General features: G+C 65.4%; 17 protein-coding genes. 9 read left to right on the top strand and 8 right to left on the bottom strand.

The window, feature by feature from the left end:
• Positions 1 to 124: 124 nt before the first annotated feature.
• Positions 125 to 658 (bottom strand): hypothetical protein, encoded by a 534-nt coding sequence (locus ACOYW5_RS01730; protein WP_423067550.1) that lies wholly within the window; start codon positions 656 to 658, stop codon positions 125 to 127.
• On the bottom strand, positions 655 to 2,952 hold the full coding sequence (locus tag ACOYW5_RS01735) for an efflux RND transporter permease subunit (RefSeq protein WP_423067551.1): 2,298 nt from the start codon (positions 2,950 to 2,952) through the stop codon (positions 655 to 657). The genes ACOYW5_RS01730 and ACOYW5_RS01735 overlap by 4 nt, the downstream gene beginning before the upstream one ends.
• Positions 2,953 to 3,267: 315 nt before the next feature.
• Here ACOYW5_RS01735 and gyrA point away from each other — a divergent pair, with 315 nt between their 5' ends.
• The 5 genes from gyrA (at position 3,268) to ACOYW5_RS01760 (ending at position 9,345) form a co-directional block, all read left to right on the top strand.
• The gene (gene gyrA / locus ACOYW5_RS01740; RefSeq protein ID WP_423069384.1) at positions 3,268 to 6,003 is read left to right on the top strand and encodes a DNA gyrase subunit A; all 2,736 of its coding nucleotides are present in this window, start codon (positions 3,268 to 3,270) and stop codon (positions 6,001 to 6,003) included.
• 11 nt (positions 6,004 to 6,014) lie between these two features.
• A complete protein-coding gene (locus ACOYW5_RS01745; RefSeq protein ID WP_423067552.1) occupies positions 6,015 to 7,232 on the top strand; it encodes an MFS transporter in 1,218 nt (405 codons plus the stop codon).
• 63 nt (positions 7,233 to 7,295) lie between these two features.
• A complete protein-coding gene (locus tag ACOYW5_RS01750; protein WP_423067553.1) occupies positions 7,296 to 7,916 on the top strand; it encodes a LysE family translocator in 621 nt (206 codons plus the stop codon).
• Positions 7,917 to 8,013: 97 nt separating this feature from the next.
• Entirely contained in the window at positions 8,014 to 8,991 is a 978-nt protein-coding gene (locus ACOYW5_RS01755) for a response regulator transcription factor (RefSeq protein ID WP_423067554.1), read from the top strand.
• Between the two features lie 99 nt (positions 8,992 to 9,090).
• Positions 9,091 to 9,345 carry a hypothetical protein gene (locus ACOYW5_RS01760; RefSeq protein WP_423067555.1) on the top strand — a complete coding sequence of 85 codons (255 nt, stop codon included), beginning with the start codon at positions 9,091 to 9,093 and terminating at the stop codon, positions 9,343 to 9,345.
• A gap of 4 nt (positions 9,346 to 9,349) precedes the next feature.
• Here the strand turns inward: ACOYW5_RS01760 and ACOYW5_RS01765 are convergent, their stop codons facing one another.
• The 6 genes from ACOYW5_RS01765 to flgF form a co-directional block, all read right to left on the bottom strand.
• Entirely contained in the window at positions 9,350 to 10,972 is a 1,623-nt protein-coding gene (locus tag ACOYW5_RS01765) for an ABC-F family ATP-binding cassette domain-containing protein (protein ID WP_423067556.1), read from the bottom strand.
• A 136-nt stretch (positions 10,973 to 11,108) separates the two neighbouring features.
• Positions 11,109 to 11,666 (bottom strand): nitroreductase family protein, encoded by a 558-nt coding sequence (locus ACOYW5_RS01770; RefSeq protein ID WP_423067557.1) that lies wholly within the window; start codon positions 11,664 to 11,666, stop codon positions 11,109 to 11,111.
• A gap of 241 nt (positions 11,667 to 11,907) precedes the next feature.
• On the bottom strand, positions 11,908 to 12,648 hold the full coding sequence (gene flgH, locus ACOYW5_RS01775; protein ID WP_423067558.1) for a flagellar basal body L-ring protein FlgH: 741 nt from the start codon (positions 12,646 to 12,648) through the stop codon (positions 11,908 to 11,910).
• A gap of 17 nt (positions 12,649 to 12,665) precedes the next feature.
• Positions 12,666 to 13,610, bottom strand: a complete 945-nt coding sequence (gene flgA, locus ACOYW5_RS01780) for a flagellar basal body P-ring formation chaperone FlgA (RefSeq protein ID WP_423067559.1) — start codon at positions 13,608 to 13,610, stop codon at positions 12,666 to 12,668.
• Between the two features lie 14 nt (positions 13,611 to 13,624).
• The gene (gene flgG, locus ACOYW5_RS01785; protein WP_423067560.1) at positions 13,625 to 14,410 is read right to left on the bottom strand and encodes a flagellar basal-body rod protein FlgG; all 786 of its coding nucleotides are present in this window, start codon (positions 14,408 to 14,410) and stop codon (positions 13,625 to 13,627) included.
• Between the two features lie 11 nt (positions 14,411 to 14,421).
• Positions 14,422 to 15,135 carry a flagellar basal-body rod protein FlgF gene (gene flgF / locus ACOYW5_RS01790; RefSeq protein ID WP_423067561.1) on the bottom strand — a complete coding sequence of 238 codons (714 nt, stop codon included), beginning with the start codon at positions 15,133 to 15,135 and terminating at the stop codon, positions 14,422 to 14,424.
• Positions 15,136 to 15,531: 396 nt separating this feature from the next.
• On the opposite strand from flgF, the gene ACOYW5_RS01795 reads away from it, so the two are divergent.
• From ACOYW5_RS01795 to ACOYW5_RS01810, 4 genes are read left to right on the top strand one after another with little or no spacing between them, the layout of a single operon-like run.
• The gene (locus ACOYW5_RS01795) at positions 15,532 to 16,014 is read left to right on the top strand and encodes a flagellar basal body-associated FliL family protein (protein ID WP_423067562.1); all 483 of its coding nucleotides are present in this window, start codon (positions 15,532 to 15,534) and stop codon (positions 16,012 to 16,014) included.
• The gene (gene fliM / locus ACOYW5_RS01800) at positions 16,014 to 17,159 is read left to right on the top strand and encodes a flagellar motor switch protein FliM (protein ID WP_423067563.1); all 1,146 of its coding nucleotides are present in this window, start codon (positions 16,014 to 16,016) and stop codon (positions 17,157 to 17,159) included. Before ACOYW5_RS01795 ends, fliM begins: the two co-directional genes overlap by 1 nt.
• The gene (locus tag ACOYW5_RS01805; protein ID WP_423067564.1) at positions 17,159 to 17,593 is read left to right on the top strand and encodes a DUF6468 domain-containing protein; all 435 of its coding nucleotides are present in this window, start codon (positions 17,159 to 17,161) and stop codon (positions 17,591 to 17,593) included. Before fliM ends, ACOYW5_RS01805 begins: the two co-directional genes overlap by 1 nt.
• Positions 17,593 to 18,621: a MotE family protein gene (locus ACOYW5_RS01810; RefSeq protein WP_423067565.1), complete on the top strand. Its 1,029-nt coding sequence runs from the start codon at positions 17,593 to 17,595 to the stop codon at positions 18,619 to 18,621. Before ACOYW5_RS01805 ends, ACOYW5_RS01810 begins: the two co-directional genes overlap by 1 nt.

Here is an 18,621-nt window from a genome sequence, read left to right on the forward strand (position 1 = left end):
GTGTCGCATGCTCTCGTTAACACGCGGCGAAGCGGACCATTCGTATCGTGCCGCATCGATTCATTAAAAATTGAAGCGGGCGGCCCGTGGAGAGGCCGCCCGCTGGAGCAATACCGCGAGGCAGTTACTTCGTGAACGGCACGGACGCCCTGAGGGAATCGCCGGTGGCGTTGAAGACGACCTGGAACTCGACGGCGATGCTCTCGCCCTTGCCCTTGAGCGCGATGGCGGCGGTGACGGTGAGGTCGTTGCCTTCCTCGTCCTTGTTCCGCTCCTTGAGGTTGAAGATGATGCCGTCGCCGGTCTTCCTGCCGACGGCGAGGCCGGAGAAGGTGACGTTGGAGGTCATGGCCGCCTCGTAGCGCTTGTTCTGGTCGCTATAGGCGAGGGTGCCGTTGACGTTGAGCGTCGTGCCGGCGAGCGAGCAGCGGCCGGAATAGTTGACCTTGTCCGAGTTGCCTTCGCTCAGTGACAGGCGGCAGACCACGGATTCGCTCTCGGCGCCGATCAGCTGGCCGCGGCCCTTCCACGCGCCGATGTAGGACTTGAGCAATGCGACGTCGGCCGGTGCGGCAATAACGGGTGCGGCAGCCATGGGGGTGACGGCAAGCAGACCAGCGAGCGCGACCATTCGCGGCAGGGGTCCGAAGAGCTTCATTTCTTAACGCCTCCAAGCGGATGAAAGAATCGCCCCCCGGCGACGAGCAGAGCCGGCAGGATGAACACATCGCCGATCAATGCAAAGCCGAGAGTTATCACAAACAGGGTACCAAACAAGGCGACTTGCGGCAGGGCGGAGAACATGACGATTGCCATGCCGGAGCAAAGGATCAGCGTGGCGGCAATAATCGCGCCGCCGATGCGCTCCATCGTGTGATGGATAGCATCCATATGTGACCGTCCTTCCTCGCGTCGCGAATGCAGGTAGTGCGAGAGGAAGTGGGTGGTGTCGTCCACCGCGATACCGAAGGCGATGGTGAGTGCCAGCACCGTGGTGAGCTGCAGGCCGGAACCGCTGAAGTAGAGCCAGGCCTCGGTGCCCAGTACCGGGAAGAGGTTGGGGATGGCCGCTGCGACGGCGACGCGCAGCGAGCGGAAGGCCCAGCCGATCAGGAACAGGTTGACGATCACCGACAGCGTCAGGTCGAGCTGCAGGCCGCGCACGATCTGGTCAGTGGCGTAGGTGGTCATCACCCGGAAGCCGCCGACCTCGGCGCCGTCGATGCCGGCCGCCTTGATGTCGGCTTCGATCCCTTCCTTGAGCCGGACGAGCTCCTCGGACGAGATGATGGTCGGCATGAAGCCGGTGACGAGGGCGCGGGTGCCGTCAGGGGTGACGAAGCGGCCCCGGAGGTCGCCGACGGCGTTGAAGATCTGCTCGCGGGTGAAGCCGGACTCCGCGTAGTGCGTGAAGGCGGCGGCCGAGATCACCTTGTTCACGCCGAGATACTTCTCGACGATCTGGTGGACCTTCTTGACCTTCTCGAAATCCTGGTCGCCGACATCGGCGATGCCCTGGTCGAGCGGGACGTTGACGTAGAGCGGCGCCACGCCGCCGACACCCGCGTCGATCTCCTCGGCCGCCGTCAGCGCGGTCGAGTTCTTGGCCATGAAGTCCTCGAACGAGAACCGCGGCTGGATCAGAGCGTAGGGGACCAGCAGCAGGCCGGTGAGGACGATGGCGACGGCCGACAACGGACGACCGAGCTTGCTGGCCACGAACCAGGCGAGCGGGATCGGCGCGGTGATGGCGTAGCTTGGCTTGGGCGCTTTGAAGCCGAGCCGGACGGCGAGCTTCAGCATCAGCGGCAGGAACGTCATCAGGCAGATGAAGTTGGTCAGCGAGGCGATGGTACCGGCCCAGGAGAATTCCTGGATGCCCTGGCCGGCAGTCAGCGACAGCGAGGCGAAGGACACCAGCGTCGTCAGCATGGTGAGGCCGCTGGCGGGGCCGACGACGCGGACGGTTTCGTCCACGGCCTTGTAGGGATCCATGCCCTCGCGCCAATAGGCGAGCCAGTTGAAGATGAAGAACAGGCTTTCGGCGAAGGCGATCACCAGGACGATCGTGGTGACGATGATGGTGAGGAAGGAGAACGATCCGAAAAGGGCGATGATGGTGCCCATCACCCAGACGACGGCGACGAACGGCGTCGCGGCGACGAGGATGGCGCCCCAGAAGGAGCGCAAGGTGAACAGCGCGATCAGCGCGCCGAGCACGAAGCCGTAGATGGTGAAGGTGATCTGGTCGTCGACCGCTGCGTTCAGCATTTCGCTGGTCCAGATCGGCGGACCGGTCAGTTCGACCTGAACTGTGTCGGACTTGTAGTCGTCGACCAGCGAGCGGAGGTCGGCGATCATGGCGCGAGTGCCGCCGCCCCTGGTCATTTCCGGATTGGGGAACACGATGATGACCACACCCGACAGGTCGGGGTTGATCAGGTTCTTCATCATCGGGTCGTTGTTGTAGAGGTCGGTCAGCGCCTTGCTGACCTCCTCCTTGGTCTGCATGCCTTCGGGGACGGCGGGCAGGGTGGTGCCGTCGGGACCTGGAACGCGCAACGTGAACGCCGACATGGTGCCGGTGATGTAGTCGCTGTTCGAGAGATCGAGCGCCATGGCGCGGATGGTCTCGATGGTCTCGGGGTTAGTCAGGTCGGGGGAACTGACGAGCAGGTAGATGTCGTTCTCGAAGGTGCCGAAAGTGTCGGCGAGGTGCTCGTAGGCGGTGTATTCTTCGCCCGAGTGGGCAAACACGCGCAGCATGTCGCCATCGACACTGGCGCGCGGAATCTGGGTTACGGAGAAGACCGTCATCAGCAGGACGAGTGCGGCGACGATGCGTGGCCACCGGAGCGTGGTGTGGCCAATTGTTTCGAGGCCGAAGCCAATGGAGCGGTCGTGCCCGAAGGACCAGTTCCAGATCCGGCCCAGCAGAGTATCCTTATTCAATAGAATCTTCCCTTGGTCCTGCGCCCCGCATTCAGGCGCGGATCAATAAGGGCTGGGCAACTGCCCGTCCAGCCGTTTGACCCGGAAGCACGGGCCCGGAAGCCGCGTCTGAACCGATTTTTGGCTCAAAGTTGCCGCAAACCCACGTCATTGTGGCGGTTGAAGCGTTCGGCGTCGTGCCAATCCGTGGACATCTCCCCTCCCAGCCCCTCGGCCATTGGTTTCCCGTGCGGGAATCGCCTAAAGCTTCCCCAGTTTCCATAGTTCGAAAACGGCCCCGTGGCAGACAATAACGAAGACGCGACCGGCACACCGATGCCGTCCGACATTGCCCCGACTTCGCTAACCGAGGAAATGCGCAGGTCCTATCTCGATTACGCCATGAGCGTGATCGTGAGCCGAGCGCTGCCCGACGTGCGCGACGGGCTGAAGCCCGTTCATCGCCGCATCCTGCATTCGATGAACGAGCAGGGCTATTCGTGGAACCGGCCCTATCGCAAATCGGCCCGCGTGGTCGGCGACGTGATCGGTAAGTACCACCCGCACTCGAACGACGCGGTGTACTTCTCGCTGGTCCGCATGGCGCAGGAATTCTCGCTGCGCGTGACGCTGATCGACGGCCAGGGCAATTTCGGCTCGGTCGACGGCGATATGCCGGCCGCCATGCGCTACACCGAAGTGCGCATGGAGAAGGTGACCGAGAGCCTGCTCGAGGACATCGACAAGGACACGGTCGACTTCAAGGACAACTACGACGCGTCCGAACGCGAACCGACGGTGCTGCCGGCGCGGTTCCCGAACCTGCTCGTCAACGGCGGCAGTGGTATCGCCGTCGGCATGGCGACGAATATCCCGACGCACAATCTCGGCGAAGTCATCGACGCCGTGCTGATGCTGATGGAGAATCCGGACGCGCTGACCGAAGACCTGATGACGGTGCTGCCGGGGCCGGATTTCCCGACCGCCGGTATCATCCTCGGCCGTTCGGGCATCCGCCAGGCCTACGAGACCGGTCGCGGCGGCATCATGATCCGCGGGCGCGTCCATATCGAGGAAATGCGCAAGGAGCGCGAGGCGCTCATCGTCACCGAGATCCCGTTCCAGGTGAACAAGGCGGTGATGATCGAGAAGATCGCCGAGCTGGTGCGCGACAAGCGCATCGAAGGCATCTCCGATATCCGCGACGAGTCCGATCGCAACGGTATGCGCGTGGTGATCGAGCTGAAGCGCGACGCGGTGCCGGATGTAGTGCTGAACCAGCTCTACCGGTTCACGCCGCTGCAGGGCTCGTTCGGCTGCAATTTCGTGGCGCTCAATGGCGGCAAGCCGGAGCTGATGAGCCTCAAGACGATGCTCTCGGCGTTCATCGAGTTCCAGGAAGTCGTCGTCACACGGCGCACGCGGTTCCTGCTCAACAAGGCGCGCGATCGCGCGCATATCCTCGTCGGCCTCGCCGTGGCGGTGGCCAATATCGACGAAGTCATCGCGCTGATCCGCACGTCGCCCGACTCCGGCGTCGCCCGCGAGCGGCTGATGGAGCGCGATTGGCCGGCCAGGGATGTGGCGCCGCTGATCGCGCTGATCGACGATCCGCGTCACCGGATGAGCGAGGACGGCACGTTCAAGCTGTCCGACGAGCAGGCCCGCGCTATCCTCGCGCTGACGCTCAGCCGCCTGACGGCGCTCGGCGTCAACGAGATCGGCGAAGAGCTCAACGGGCACGGCAAGGATATCTCGGAGTATCTCGACATCCTGCGCTCGCGCGAGCGGGTGATGCAGATCGTCCGGGACCAGCTCAGCGAGATCAAGGAGCAGTTCAACACGCCGCGCAAGACCACAATCGACGATGCGGCCGGGGACTTCGAGGACGAAGACCTGATCGCGCGCGAGGATATGGTGGTGACCGTCACCCATGGCGGATACATCAAGCGCGTGCCGCTCTCGGCCTATCGGTCGCAGCGGCGCGGCGGCAAGGGCCGCTCGGGCATGGCGACGCGAGACGAGGATTTCGTCTCGCGCCTGTTCATCGCCAATACGCATACGCCGGTGCTGTTCTTCTCGTCGGCCGGCCAGGTCTACAAGATGAAGGTCTGGCGGCTGCCGATCGGCGAGCCGCAGGCGCGTGGCCGGGCTCTCATCAACATGCTGCCGCTCGAGGAAAACGAGCGGATCACCTCGATCATGCCGTTGCCCGAGGACGAGGGCAGCTGGAAGCAGCTCGACGTGATGTTCTCGACGATCCGCGGCACGGTGCGGCGCAACTCGCTGGCCGATTTCGTCGAGATAAACAAGAACGGCAAGATCGCGATGAAGCTGGACGAGGGCGACGGCATCGTCGATGTCGCCACCTGCACGGCGAACGACGACGTGCTGCTGACCACGGCGCTGGGGCAGGCGATCCGCTTCCAGGTGGACGAGGTCCGCGTGTTCAAGGGCCGCGACTCGACGGGCGTGCGCGGCATCAGCCTCGCCGAGGGCGACCGCATCATCTCGATGGCGATCATCCACCACTTCGACGCCGACTCTTCCGAGCGGGCGGCCTACCTCAAGATGAGCCGCGCGGTGCGGGGCGAGGCCGACACCGAGGATGCAGTATCCGAGGATGCCGAGGATGCGGTGCCGGCGGGCGAGTTGAGCCAGGAGCGCTACGCCGCGATGTCGGCGGCGGAGCAGTTCATCCTTACCATCTCGGAGAATGGCTACGGCAAGCGCACTTCGAGCCACGAGTACCGGATCACCGGACGCGGCGGCAAAGGCATCGTCGCGATGGCGGTGAACAAGCGCAACGGCCCGCTGATCGGCTCCTTCCCGGTGGACGACGGCGACCAGATCATGCTGGTGACCAATGGTGGCCAGGTGATCCGCGTGCCGGTCGATGCCGGCCCCGAGAACCGGATCCGCATCGTCGGCCGTTCGTCGCAGGGTGTCACCGTGTTCAACACGGCGGACGGCGAGCGCGTGGTGTCGGTGGAGCGGATCTCCGAGCCGGAGGGCGACGAGCCCGATGAGCCGGAGACGGATGCGCCTGAGGGCAACGAGCCCGACGCATAACGGAGCTGCGCATGCCGGGTGGGCAGGGCTATCGCCAACTGCTCGGCATGCCGATGCCGCGACGGCTGGCACTCGCCGCCCTGCCGGCGGATTTCGCCGACTGGCTCGACTATGCCGCCGTGGTGGCGTTGCTGGTCTTTGCGTGGGGCGAGGGGCCGCTGACGCTGGCGCTGTTCGCCGTGGCGCTGTCATCACCCTACGTGATCATCGGCCCGGCCCTCGCGGTGCTGGTCGACCGCCTGCCGCTGGGGCGCGTCATGCTGTGGAGCAACCTGGGGCGGGCGGCAGCGACCTTCCTGCTCATCATTGCGCCCAATAGCGCGGTGGTGCTGGCCTTGGTCTTCGTCCGGGCCGCGATCGACTCGGCCTTCGGTCCGGCGCGGCAATCGGCGATCAAGGCGACGACGCCGGTTGAATTGCTTGGCGTCGCCAATGGCATGCACCAGGCCATCAACCAGATCTCGAAGATCGTGGGTCCGGCGCTGGGCGGGGCGTTGCTGGCGTTCATGCCGGCGCAATCTGTGTTCGCGGTGAATGGCGGGCTCAGCATTGTCGCCGCTGCGCTGGTGATCGGGATCAGGCTGCCGCGGGCCGAGCGCGAGGTCGAGGATCGGAAGGGCGGCTTCCTCGGTGAAGCCATGGCTGGATTTGCCGAGTTCGGGCGCAGTCGCCTGCTGCTGGTGGCGCTGGTGTTTTCGTCGGTCGCGTACTTTTCCATGTTTCTCTACGACGCGCTCATCGCTCTGCTGATGACCGAACTCGGTCTCGATGCGACGGCGTTCGGCCTGTCGATCAGCGCGTCGGGTCTCGGCGGGCTCATTGGCGCCTTGCTGGCGGGCCGGGTCGCGGGGTGGAATCCGCTGCTCTGGATGGGCGCAGCGGCGCTCTTCGGTGGGCTGGTCACGATCGCAGTGGCCGTGGCCGCCCTGGCCGGGTTGTCGATCGACATCGCCCTGTTCTGCGCCGCGATGCTGCTGATGGGCGGGAGCAGCGCGTTCATGCTGGTGCCCTACCGCACCGCGATCCAGTCCCAGACACATCCCGACCGGCTGGCGCGGGTTGTTGCCGCCGGCGAGGCGGTGACCACGGTGGTGATGCTGACTGCGCCATTCATCGGCAGTGTGGTTGCAACCCGGTGGGGAACGCCGACCGCGTTCATTGTAGGTGGCATCGGCCTCGCGGTGCTGGGGCTGGTCACGGTGGTGGTGCGGTTGATCCGACGCAACTGACCGCGCACGGGCTTGCACTCCGCCACGCGGTGTGGCTGGGTCGCTCTAGCTGAGGAGCAAACCATGATCAACGCCGCCATCCTTCTCCCCTACATTGCCGCCTGTTTCCTGTTCTCGATCGTCCCCGGCCCGTCGGTGACGGTTGTCGTGGCAAACTCGTTGGCGCGAGGGACCAAGGCGGGGCTGCTGACGATCCTCGGTACCGAGATCGCCATGCTCAGCATGGTGTTCATCGTGGCGGTCGGCCTCGATGCGGTGATGGCCCTGGTGTCGGAGGCGTTCACGATCATCAAGCTGGTGGGCGCGGCCTATCTCGTCTGGATCGGCTTCAAGATGTTCACCTCGTCGGGGAAGCTCGAGATGGGGCAGCCGGGCGAACGGCTGCCGCTCGGCCGCTATGTCTGGCAGGGGGCGCTGATCAACTGGTCGAACCCCAAGACGCTGCTGTTCCTCGGGGCGTTCCTGCCGCAGTTCGTCGACATGAGCCGGCCGGCCTTCGACCAGATCATGGTGCTGGGGCTGATCGTGATGGCCGTCGCGACGGCGACCGACTGCATTTACGCGGTCCTCGCCGGCAGCGCCCGGCAGCTGCTGACGCAGGCGCGGGTGCGGATGATGAACCGGGTCTCCGGCATCGTCCTGATGTGCGGCGGCGTGTGGTTGGCGTTCCAGCGGCGGGGGTAGGGGCGCCGCGCTACTGGCTTCGGCCGGTGGGCTTTCCCCGTGCTGGAAGACGCAGTCCTGCTGGCCTGCTATCGTGCGCGTGTGGGAGGGGGTCCACATGACCGGTAGCGAAGCCGAGGACCGAGCCGCGATCGTAGATCTGCTCAACCGCAGCCGCATCGCCATCTGGACGCACGATTTCGACTCCTATGCATCGTGCTTCGTCCACGCCGACTACGTGACGCGATGGCATGCGTCGCCCAGCGTCGGCATCTTCAGGCGGATCGGATGGGATGACATCGCGGCGCGGGTGCGAAAGCTCTGCGATAACGACGAACTCCGCATCGAGCGCTACGCCTACGACACGGTAATCGAGAACCTGAACCTGCGCATCGAAGGAGACATGGCCTGGGCCACCTTCGACCAGGTCTATCCTTCGATCGGCAAGGATCAGCTCTACTACTACGGCGGTGTAAGCCACGAAGCCCGAGTTCTGGAGCGACACAACGGCATCTGGCTGATCGTGTTCCTGGGGGTGATGCATGGCAGTGTCGGCCACTACGACACCCCAATCCTGCAGGTCACCGCCGATGGCGAAGTGACGTGGAAAAGCCCGACCGCTCCGGCAGCTCTCGAGGATGATGACGACCTGACCATCCGCAACGGTCGAGTGCGCTTCCGCGACAGCAAGGCCAATCAGAAGCTGCAGGCGGCTCTTCGGTGGGCCGCCGCGCGCGACACGAGCCTCTTGCCGCAGCGTGGTACGCATCCGATTGTCATCGAGGCCGGCGAGGGCCTGCCGACGAAGGTCTATTGGGTCTTCGCCGAAGGCGGGCAGATTCTTCTCAGCCTTTCGGTTCCCGGTATCGATGCGGATCGGCTCAAAGTCGCGGCGGCCATCTTTGGACTGTCACCCGCGCAAAAGCAGGTCGCAGGGCTGGTCGTCGAGGGGCTGTCGCATCGCGAAATCGCCGAGAGAGCGGGGATTAGCCAGGCCACCGTCCGCACCCACGTCAACCGTGTGTTCGAGAAGACGGGCGTCCGGACCCAACCGGCTCTCGTGCGGGTGCTCCTATCGTCGGCGCCGCCGGTGTAGGCCTTTTTGAGGACAGTCCCCGGTCATCCGTCGCGATGACAAAGTCGCCCGCCAATAACCCGTACCGTGATGTCCATCGAAGACCGATGGAGACGGATCATGGCTACCGAAGCTCTCGACTTTTCTAGCAGCACTCAGGGATTTCGCCCCGCGGCGCACGCTCCCGCGCACGGTCTGGTCGGACACCTGCGGGTGCATTTCCGGCTGTGGCGCCGTCAGCAGCGGCGTCGGCACGTGCTGGCGCTGGTCCTGGCAGAAACGAGCAACCCGCGCCTTGTCGCCGAGGCTGGCTGCAGGATGCCCGGGCCGAGCATGATGGATCACTGGGCCCAGGCCTTGCTGCGCAGCAGGTAACGGCTTAGCTCCGGAGCCCCGGCGCTTCCTGGCCGGTGCTCTGCACGTACTCGGTGTAACCCCCGCCGTAGCTGTGGATGCCTCCGGGGGTGAGTTCGAGGACGCGGTTGGAGAGGGCGGCGAGGAAATGGCGGTCGTGGGAGACGAAGAGCATGGTGCCTTCGTAGGCGGCCAGCGCCGAGATCAGCATCTGCTTGGTGGCGATGTCGAGGTGGTTGGTCGGCTCGTCGAGGACCAGCAGGTTCGGCGGATCGAACAGGAGGAGGGCCATCACCAGACGGGCCTTCTCGCCGCCTGAGAGCACGCGGCACTTCTTGTCGATCTCGTCGCCGGGGAAGCCGAAGCAGCCGGCGAGGGCGCGGAGCGGGGCCTGGCCGGCCTGCGGGAAGGCATCCTGCAGGGTTTCGAATACGGTGCGGTCGCCATCGAGGACATCCATGGCGTGCTGGGCGAAGTAGCCCATCTTGACGCTCGGGCCGCGCTTGACGGTGCCATCGTCCGGGTCGGCGGCGCCGGCGACGAGCTTCAGCAGCGTCGATTTGCCGGCGCCGTTGATGCCCATGATGCACCAGCGCTCCTGGCGGCGGATGTGGAAATCGAAGCCGTCGTAGATGGCGCGGCTGCCATAGCGCTTACTGACTGATTTCAGCATCACCACGTCCTCGCCCGAGCGGGGGGCGGGGCGGAATTCGAAAGCGATGGTCTGCTGGCGCTTGGGCGGCTCGACGCGGTCGATCTTGTCGAGCTTTTTCACCCGGCTCTGGACCTGCGCGGCGTGGCTGGCGCGGGCCTTGAAGCGCTCGATGAAGGCGATTTCCTTGGCCAGCATGGCCTGTTGGCGCTCGAACTGGGCCTGCTGCTGCTTGTCCGAAAGGGCGCGCTGCTGCTGATAGAAATCGTAGTCGCCGGTGTAGGAGGTGAGGGAACCGCCATCGATCTCCACGATCTTGTTGACGATGCGGTTCATGAACTCACGATCGTGCGAGGTCATCAGGATGGCGCCCTGGTAGCCCTTGAGGAAGGACTCGAGCCAGATCAGGCTTTCGAGATCGAGGTGGTTGCTCGGCTCGTCGAGCAGCAGCACGTCCGGCGCCATGAGCAGGATACGGGCGAGGGCGACGCGCATCTTCCAGCCGCCGGAGAGCGCGCCGACATCGCCATCCATCATCTCCTGGGAGAAACCGAGGCCGTCGAGCACTTCACGGGCGCGGCCATCGAGAGAGTAGCCGTCGAGCTCCTGGAAGCGGCCCTGCACATCGCCGTAGCGGACGATAATGTCGTCCATCTGGTCGGCCTGATCGGGATCGGCCATGGCAGCCTCGAGCACGGCCATCTCGGCCATCAGCTCGCTGACCGGCCCGGCGCCGTCCATGACTTCGGCGACGACCGAGCGGCCGCTCATCTCGCCGACATCCTGGCTGAAATAGCCGACGGAGATGCCGCGATCGAGGGAGACCTGGCCCTCATCGGGCTGCTCCTCGCCGATGATCATGCGGAACAGGGTGGTCTTGCCGGCGCCGTTCGGGCCCACGAGGCCGGCCTTCTCTCCCCGGAGCAGCCCGGCGGACGCTTCGATGAAGACGATCTGCTTGCCGTTCTGCTTGCTGATATTTTCGAGGCGGATCATGAGCATTCCGAAATGGGCAACGCCGCCTGCCGGGGCGGCGAAATAATGTGGAGCGGACGAGTTACATGAGAGTGACGCGGGGAGGAAGGCGCTTGTATGCATGGCACGGCTGCCAGCCGGACTGCGGAGGGCCGCGTCAGGCCCGCCAGATGATCTTCGGCATCGCGCGCGGCGTGCCGGTGGGCGCGCCCGACGGGTATCCCAGCGTGAATGCGGCGTACGGGGTGTAGTCGGCCGGGACGCCAAGGGCGGCGTGGGTGGCCGGATCGCGCAGCCATGGCATCGGCGAGCCGATCCAGCAGGTTCCGAGCCCGCGGGCGTGGGCCGACAGCATGAGGTTCTGGCCGGCGCGGTTGCAGTCCTGGATCGCCTGCCCGTAGGCGTCGTCGAAGCCGCAGATGATGACGGCGGTCGGGGCGTTGAAGAAAACGGTGAAGCCGGGCTTGTCGACCCAATCATAGGAAGCGCCGGGCTTGCGGTGCTCCCTGGCGTAGGCGAGTGCGGCGGCGCCATATTCGGCGAGACGCTCAAGGCCTTCGACGACGATGAAGACGAATGGCGGGGTGCCGCTCACCGGTGGGGTCGGGGCTTGCGCGGCATCATGCAGGATCGCCTCGATGAGCGAACGCGCAACCGGGCGAGGCTCATAGTTCCGTATCGAACGGCGACCGTGGATGGCTGCAATCGTGTCCATGCCGAAGCCGCCCTGTGCGATTTTCCCGTGGAGCTACTGTAGCAAAGCAAGGCGGCGTGGTCACCGGTCGGGACCAGCCGCGGGAAGTGGGCATCGAGCCTCGGGCTTACCCCCCGAGCCCCTCGCAAAAAAGGGGAAGGGCGCAGCCGGGGAAGCTGCGCCCTTGGGCGGGTTCTATTCTGGAACCAGCCAGTAGCCGACGGCACCGATTGGGGGAATGTGCCGGCGGCTGGGGACTGAACTAGAAGGGCAGGATGGCGTCGGCGATCTGCTGGCCGTAGCGCGGCTGCTGCATCTGGGTGATCTGGCCGCGGCCGCCGTACGAGATGCGGGCTTCGGCGATCTTGGTGGAGGGGATGGTGTTGTCGGCGCCGATGTCCTCGGGACGGACGATGCCAACGACGATCAGTTCACGGACTTCGAAGTTGACGCGCACTTCCGAGCGGCCCTCGATGACGAGGTTGCCGTTGGGGAGGACCTGCACGACCACGGCCGCGACCTGGGTTTCGAGGCTTTCCTTGCGGTCCACCGAGCCCGAACCGCCGTCAGCGAGGCTGCCGCTGGTGGAAACCGAGCCGCTGGCCTCGACATCGGCGAGCGGGACGTTGCCGCCGAAGATCGAGCCGAGGACGCCGCCGATGCTGCCTTCCGAGGTGGAGCTGCGTTCGCGATCGGTGGAGTTGCTCATTTTGGCGCTGTCGTCGATGGTGACCATGATGGTGAGGATGTCGCCGACCTTGTGGGCGCGCTGGTCCTTGAAGAAGCCCCGCGCCTCGGTCGAGAACAGCGAGTTCGGCTGGTAGGACGCCACCACCGGCTCGGGCATCGGCATCTGCACCGGGCGATAGCCGGCCTGTGCCGTAGGATCGGCGATGGCGGTGAGCTTGGGCGTCTCGCCGACTGAGGCGAGGTTGTCGAGGGTCGAGCAGCCGGCGAGCAGCGCGGTGAGGGCGAGGGCGGCGGTGAGCTTGAGCATGTTCATTGTCGTGTCCTTGCCTCTCAGAGACCGGCGAGCTTGAGCTGGGCGGCAGCGGTGGTGATTTCCACGGAGCCGTTGGCGCTGGCGACGCCGCTGAGGATTTTCCGCGTCACGGTGTTCATCACCTGCACCGACTGGCCGGCCACGGCATCGCCGAGTGACTGGCCGATGACGGTGAGGGTCATCGGGCCGTTGTGGAGCAGCACGCTGACCTGGGTGTTGCGGTGCACCACCAGCGGCTCGGTGATATCGGCGGCCTTCAGCATGACGCCGGCGCGCGAGGTGCGGCGGAGCTGCTTGCCGACGAGCTGGTCGAGAGACTGGATGCCGCTGCGGTCGGCGAAATCGAGCGGCACGCGCTTCATCTCGATGTCGGACGGCGTGATGGTGTCACCGGCCTTGAGCGAGGTGGCGAGGTGCGGCGCTTCGACCATCAGGTCGAGGCGGCCGCGGACGTCGACCGGCAGGTCGAGGCCGGCGATGTTGAAGCGGGCGGTAAAGCCGGCGGCGCCGGGCTGGTACTGCAGGGTGGCGAGCGCGGCCGGCACCGGCACGTTCTCGGCGTTGAAGGAGAGGCCGGGTGTCTCGAAGCGGGTTTCGACTTCGACGCCGGCGGCGAGGAGGCCGCGGCTTTCGAGATCGGCGCGGATGAGGGCGGTGAGGGCCGTGGCATCGATGATGGTTGCCTGGCGCTCGACGCGGACGTTGAGGATGCCTTCCTGCGTGTAGTCGAGGAGGCCGGCGCGGGCCGCGGCGGTGCGGACGGCGTCGAGGCTGACGATGCCGGTGGTGCCGGGCAGAGGGGCGCGGAACAGCGCCTTCTCGGCCAGGAGGCCCGCGTCCTCGAACATGTCGCCCACGGTGATAACCGGGCGATTGACCGAGACCTCGGCTCGCAGTGCCGGCGCCGCATAGGCGGTGGTGGTGAGCAGGGCGAAGAGGGCGGGAAGCAGGATCTTATGCATCTATTATCTCCCGATCAGCGCAACTGGCTCGTCGCCTGCATCATCTCGTCGGCACCGGAGATGACTCGGGCGTTCATCTCGTAGGCGCGCTGGGCGGCGATGAGGTCGGCGATTTCGGTGACGGAGTTGACGTTCGAGGCTTCGAGGTAGCCCTGCAGCAGGTCGCCCATGCCGTCGCCGTTGGGAGTGCCGACCTGGGCCTGGCCGCTGGAAGCGGTTTCGACGAAGAGGTTGTTGCCGGCCGAGGCGAGGCCCGCCTTGTTGACGAAACGAGCGAGCTGCAGCTGGCCGACCTGGGTCGGGCTGGTGTCGTTGTCGAGATAGACCTCGACGAGGCCGTCGGCGCTGATCTGGATCTGGTTGGCGTTGCCCGGAATGGTGATCTCGGGCTGCAGGGCGTAGCCATCCACCGTGACCAACTGGCCGTCGGGGCCGCGCTCGAACGAGCCGTCGCGGGTGTAGCCGGTGCGGCCATCGGGCATCTGGACGACGAAGAAGCCTTCGCCGCGGACGGCGAGATCGAGTTCCTTCTCGGTGAGTTCGGGCGTGCCCTGGCTCATCATGCGCGGGGTCGCGGCAGTGCGGACGCCGGAGCCGATTTCGATGGCGACCGGTGCCATGGTGCCGGTTTCCGAGGTGGTCGAGCCGGCCTGGCGGTAGGACTGGTAGAGCAGGTCCTGGAACTCGGCGCGCGCCTTCTTGTAGCCGGTGGTGCGCATGTTCGCGATGTTGTTGGAAATGACTTCGACGTTGCGCTCCTGCGCGGCCATTCCCGATGAAGCGATGTAGAGGGCTTTCATGGTGTCTCCGATCAGGCGTTGAGGCTGCCGAGTTTCTGGATGGCGGTGCGGCGCTGGTCGTCCTGCTTCTGGATGAGCGAGGCAACGCTCTCGTAGGCGCGCTGCACGCGGATCATTTCGCTCATCTCGGCAATGCCCGAGACGTTGGATTTCTCGATCGAGCCCTGGACGATCCGGGTGGCGGTGGCGGGAACGGGGGTGCCGCCGGTCCAGAGGTTGTTGCCGAAGCGCTCGACGGTCTGCGGGTCGGCGAACTCGACCATGCGCAGGGTGCCCTTGGTGCCGGCGCTGGATGAGACGATGCCGTCGGCGCTGATCGAAATGTCGATTTCGGAGGCGTCGAACTGGATGGGGCCGCCGGTGCCGAGGATCGGGTTGCCGCTCGGGTCCATGAGCGTGCCGTCGGGACCGATGCCAAGGCTGCCTGCCTTGGTGTAGCGCTCGCCCTCGGGCGTCTCGACGACGAGGAAACCCTCGCCCTGCAATGCGACGTCGAGAGGGTTGTCGGTATCGAGCAGCGGACCGCTCGACAGGTCGTGGACGGTGCCCCAGTCGTTGGTGTAGCTCAGCGGCTGGTCGGGGTAGAAGAAGTCACGGTCGCGGGCGACCGGCATCTTGTACTCTTCGAACAGCAGGTTCTCGGCCTTGAAGCCCGAGGTGTTGAGGTTGGCCATGTTGTTGGCCACCACGTCCATCTGTCGCTGCAAGCCGATCTGGCGCGACAAACCTATAAGCTGCGCATTTTCCATGGCGCACGGTCCCCGGTTGGAGCAGTTCTTCGCTTCTTCGAAGCGGCGACCTACTCCGGTCTCTGTTCCCGCGCCTTCGAACCGGAAAAGTCTGCAACTTTTCCTGAAGGCGCTTATCCCCGAACCGTCCGACCTCCCCAGGCCGTCAGGCTCGCCATTAACGTTGCAGCAACCATGCCAAGTCGCATGCGCTATGTATTTCAACGGGTTACGGTGGTTGTTGGCACGGCAATTCGTTCCGCGCCCTGTCGCGGTGGCAAAATCTGCCCGGCAAAATCTGCCCGCTTTGGTACAGTTCGTAACCAATCGTTAACCCTCAGCCGATTAGCTCGAAGCTGACCGGAATCGTCCGGCGGGGCAGGGGTTTGGGGCATGGCTGCGGAAGCCGATATCGAGAGTGGCGAAGTCGCCGCGCCCGAGAAGAAGAAGCTGCCCGTGATGCTGATCGCCATGGTCGCAGCGGTAGTCGTACTGCTGGGTGGCGGTGCCGGCGCCTACTTCATGTTCTTTTCTGCGCCCGCGGAAGACCAGCACATCGCCGCACTGCCCGAGACCTTCATCTTCAACCTGCCGACCATGACGGTGAACCTCCGCGGTGAAGGCGAGCGCGAGCAGTTCATGAAGCTGACGGTGGCGCTCGAAGTCGCCAATGAAGAGGTGATGGAGGAAATCCAGCCGCGCATGGCCAAGGTGGTCGATGCGTTCCAGGTCTACCTGCGCGAACTCAGGAAATCCGATCTTGAGGGCTCGGCCGGGATCTACCGGCTGAAGGAAGAGCTCCGCCGCCGCGTCAACATCGCGATCTTCCCGGCACAGGTGGAATCGATCCTGTTCAAGGAAATCCTGGTGCAGTGATGCCGGGCGAACAGGACAAGCTCACCGACGACTGGGGCCTCGGCGAGGCCGGTGCTGCACCCGCCGCAGCCAGCGAAGAGGCCATGGGCGCCGAATGGGCGGCCATGCTGCAGCAGGATGGCGGTGACCCTGCGGCCGATCGCGTGCTGAACCAGGACGAGATCGACAGCCTCCTCGGCTTCGACCCCAGCGCCGGTGGCAGTGCCGAGCTCTCGGGCGTGCAGGCGCTGATCAACTCGGCGCTGGTCTCGTACGAGCGCCTGCCGATGCTCGAAATCGTGTTCGACCGGCTGGTCCGGCTGGCGACGACGAGCCTCAGAAACTTCACCTCCGACAACGTCGAAGTGGCGATGGATTCCATCTCCTCGGTGCGTTTCGGCGACTATCTCAATTCGATCCCGCTGCCGGCGATCCTCTCGGTCATCAAGGCCGAGGAGTGGGATAATTACGGGCTGCTGACGGTCGACTCGTCGCTGATCTACTCGATGATCGACGTGCTGCTGGGTGGCCGCCGCATGGGCGGGCAGATCCGCATCGAGGGGCGGCCGTATACGACGATCGAGATGGCGCTCGCGCGGCGGATGATCGAGATCATCCTCGAGGACACGCATCGGGCGTTCGAGCCGGTGACGGATGTCAACTTCCGCATCGAGCGGCTCGAGACCAACCCGCGCTTCGCGGCGATCTCGCGGCCGGCCAATGCGGCGATCCTGATCGAGCTGCGCATCGAAATGGACGATCGCGGCGGCAAGATCGAGATCCTCTTGCCCTATGCCACCATCGAGCCCATCCGCGAGCAGCTGCTCCAGATGTACATGGGCGAGAAGTTCGGCCGCGACCCGATCTGGGAAGGGCATCTGGCGACGGAAATCTATGCGGCCGATGTCGAAGTGACGGCCGTACTGCACGAGATGGACCTGCCGCTCAACCGGGTGCTGAACCTGCAGCCGGGCGAGACGGTGATGTTCGACCGGACGCCGTCCGATCCGGTGCGGCTGCGCTGCGGCGATATCGAGCTCACCGACGCTGTGATGGGGCATATCGGCAATAACGTGTCGGTGCGCGTGGCGCGCCCGCTCAACCCACCCAAAGTGACGATGGCCAGCTTCGAAGCCATTGATGAGAACAAGATGGAGCAACGCTGATGTTCGGGCTGCCGCTGGGGATCGTGGTCGAGACGTTGGTCGCGATTTTGCTCGCTACCACAATCGGCTATTGTGTGATCCTCAACCAAAGGCTGAAGCGCCTGCACTCCGATCGCGGTGAGCTGCGGCAGATGGTGGCGGACCTGGTGCAGGCCACCGGGCTTGCGCAATCGGCGATCAAGGAGCTGAAGGCGACGGCGCAGGAAGCCGAAGCCGGGCTGGAATCGCGGCTGAGCGATGCCGAGACTTTCGGTGTTCAGCTCGCCAACCACGTCAGCGCCGGCCAGCAGATCATGGAGCGGCTGGCGCGCATCACCAATGCGGCGCGCACGCAGCCGCTGGATGACGACCGGCTCGAGCCGGAGCCGAACAAGGTGCAATCGGCGCTGCAGCAGCTCAGTATGCGGCCGCGCATTCGCGGCAACGCCGCCTGATGAAGACGCCCCGCCTCCTGCCAGTCGTCATAGCCGCGGCCACGGCCCTGCTGCTCTTCAAGGGCTTCGGGCTCGTGACCGATGGCGGCTATGTGCTGAGTGGCACGACGCAGGCGGTGGCGGCGGGTGGCGGTGGCGAGCATGCGGCGCCAGCCACAGCGGGCACGGCGGTCGATCCGACGATGGACTTGCCGGCCGAAGCGACGATGGCGGACACGAGTCCGACGCTTGAGGACAAGTCGCCAGTGCTGCCGCTCGAGGCCGAAGGTACCGCGCATGGGGTTCCAGCCGCCGAAGAGGGGCATGGCGAGGAGACGGCTGTGGCGGAAGCGGAGCCGGCAGTGCCGGAAGATCCGGTGACCGTCGACGACGACTACCAGTTGCAGGCAGCGTGTCCCCCGGAGGCGCCGACGCTCGCAGAGGCAGGTGCCGAGCAGAGCGAGGTTCCGGCCGACGCTGCCGCCAAGGCGCCGAAGCCCAATTGCATCCCGATCCCGGTGAACGAGCACGGCGACGCCATCCCGCTCGAAGTGAACAGCGACGGCAAACTGGCTCCCGTGGCCGCCGACGAGGGCAGCGCCGCCGAGCTCACCGGACGGTTGGGCGAGCGGCGCGCCGACCTCGATGCGCGCGAGAAGGAACTCGACATGCGCCTGGCGCTGGTCGAGGCGGCCGAGAAGCGGATCGAGGAGCGGACGGCGGTGCTGAAGTCGCTCGAAGCGCAGATCAATGCGCTGGTCGAAGAGAAGAAATCCGACGAGAAGGAGCAGTTCGTCGGCATCGTCGCGATGTACGAGACGATGAAGCCCAAGGAAGCGGCGACGATCTTCAACGCGCTCGACAACGAGGTGTTGCTGCGCGTGGCCCGGGCGATGAGCCCACGCAAGATGGCGCCGATCCTGGCGAAGATGGATCCGATGAAGGCGAAGACTCTGACCGCCGGGCTGGCGCGGCAGGAGGCCGAGCCGACGGCGGCGCCGGGGACGGTGGAGGATCTGGCGAGCTTGCCGCAGATCGTGGGACAGTAG

Source organism: Devosia sp. CN2-171, from assembly GCF_049354815.1.
Lineage (GTDB): Bacteria > Pseudomonadota > Alphaproteobacteria > Rhizobiales > Devosiaceae > Devosia_A.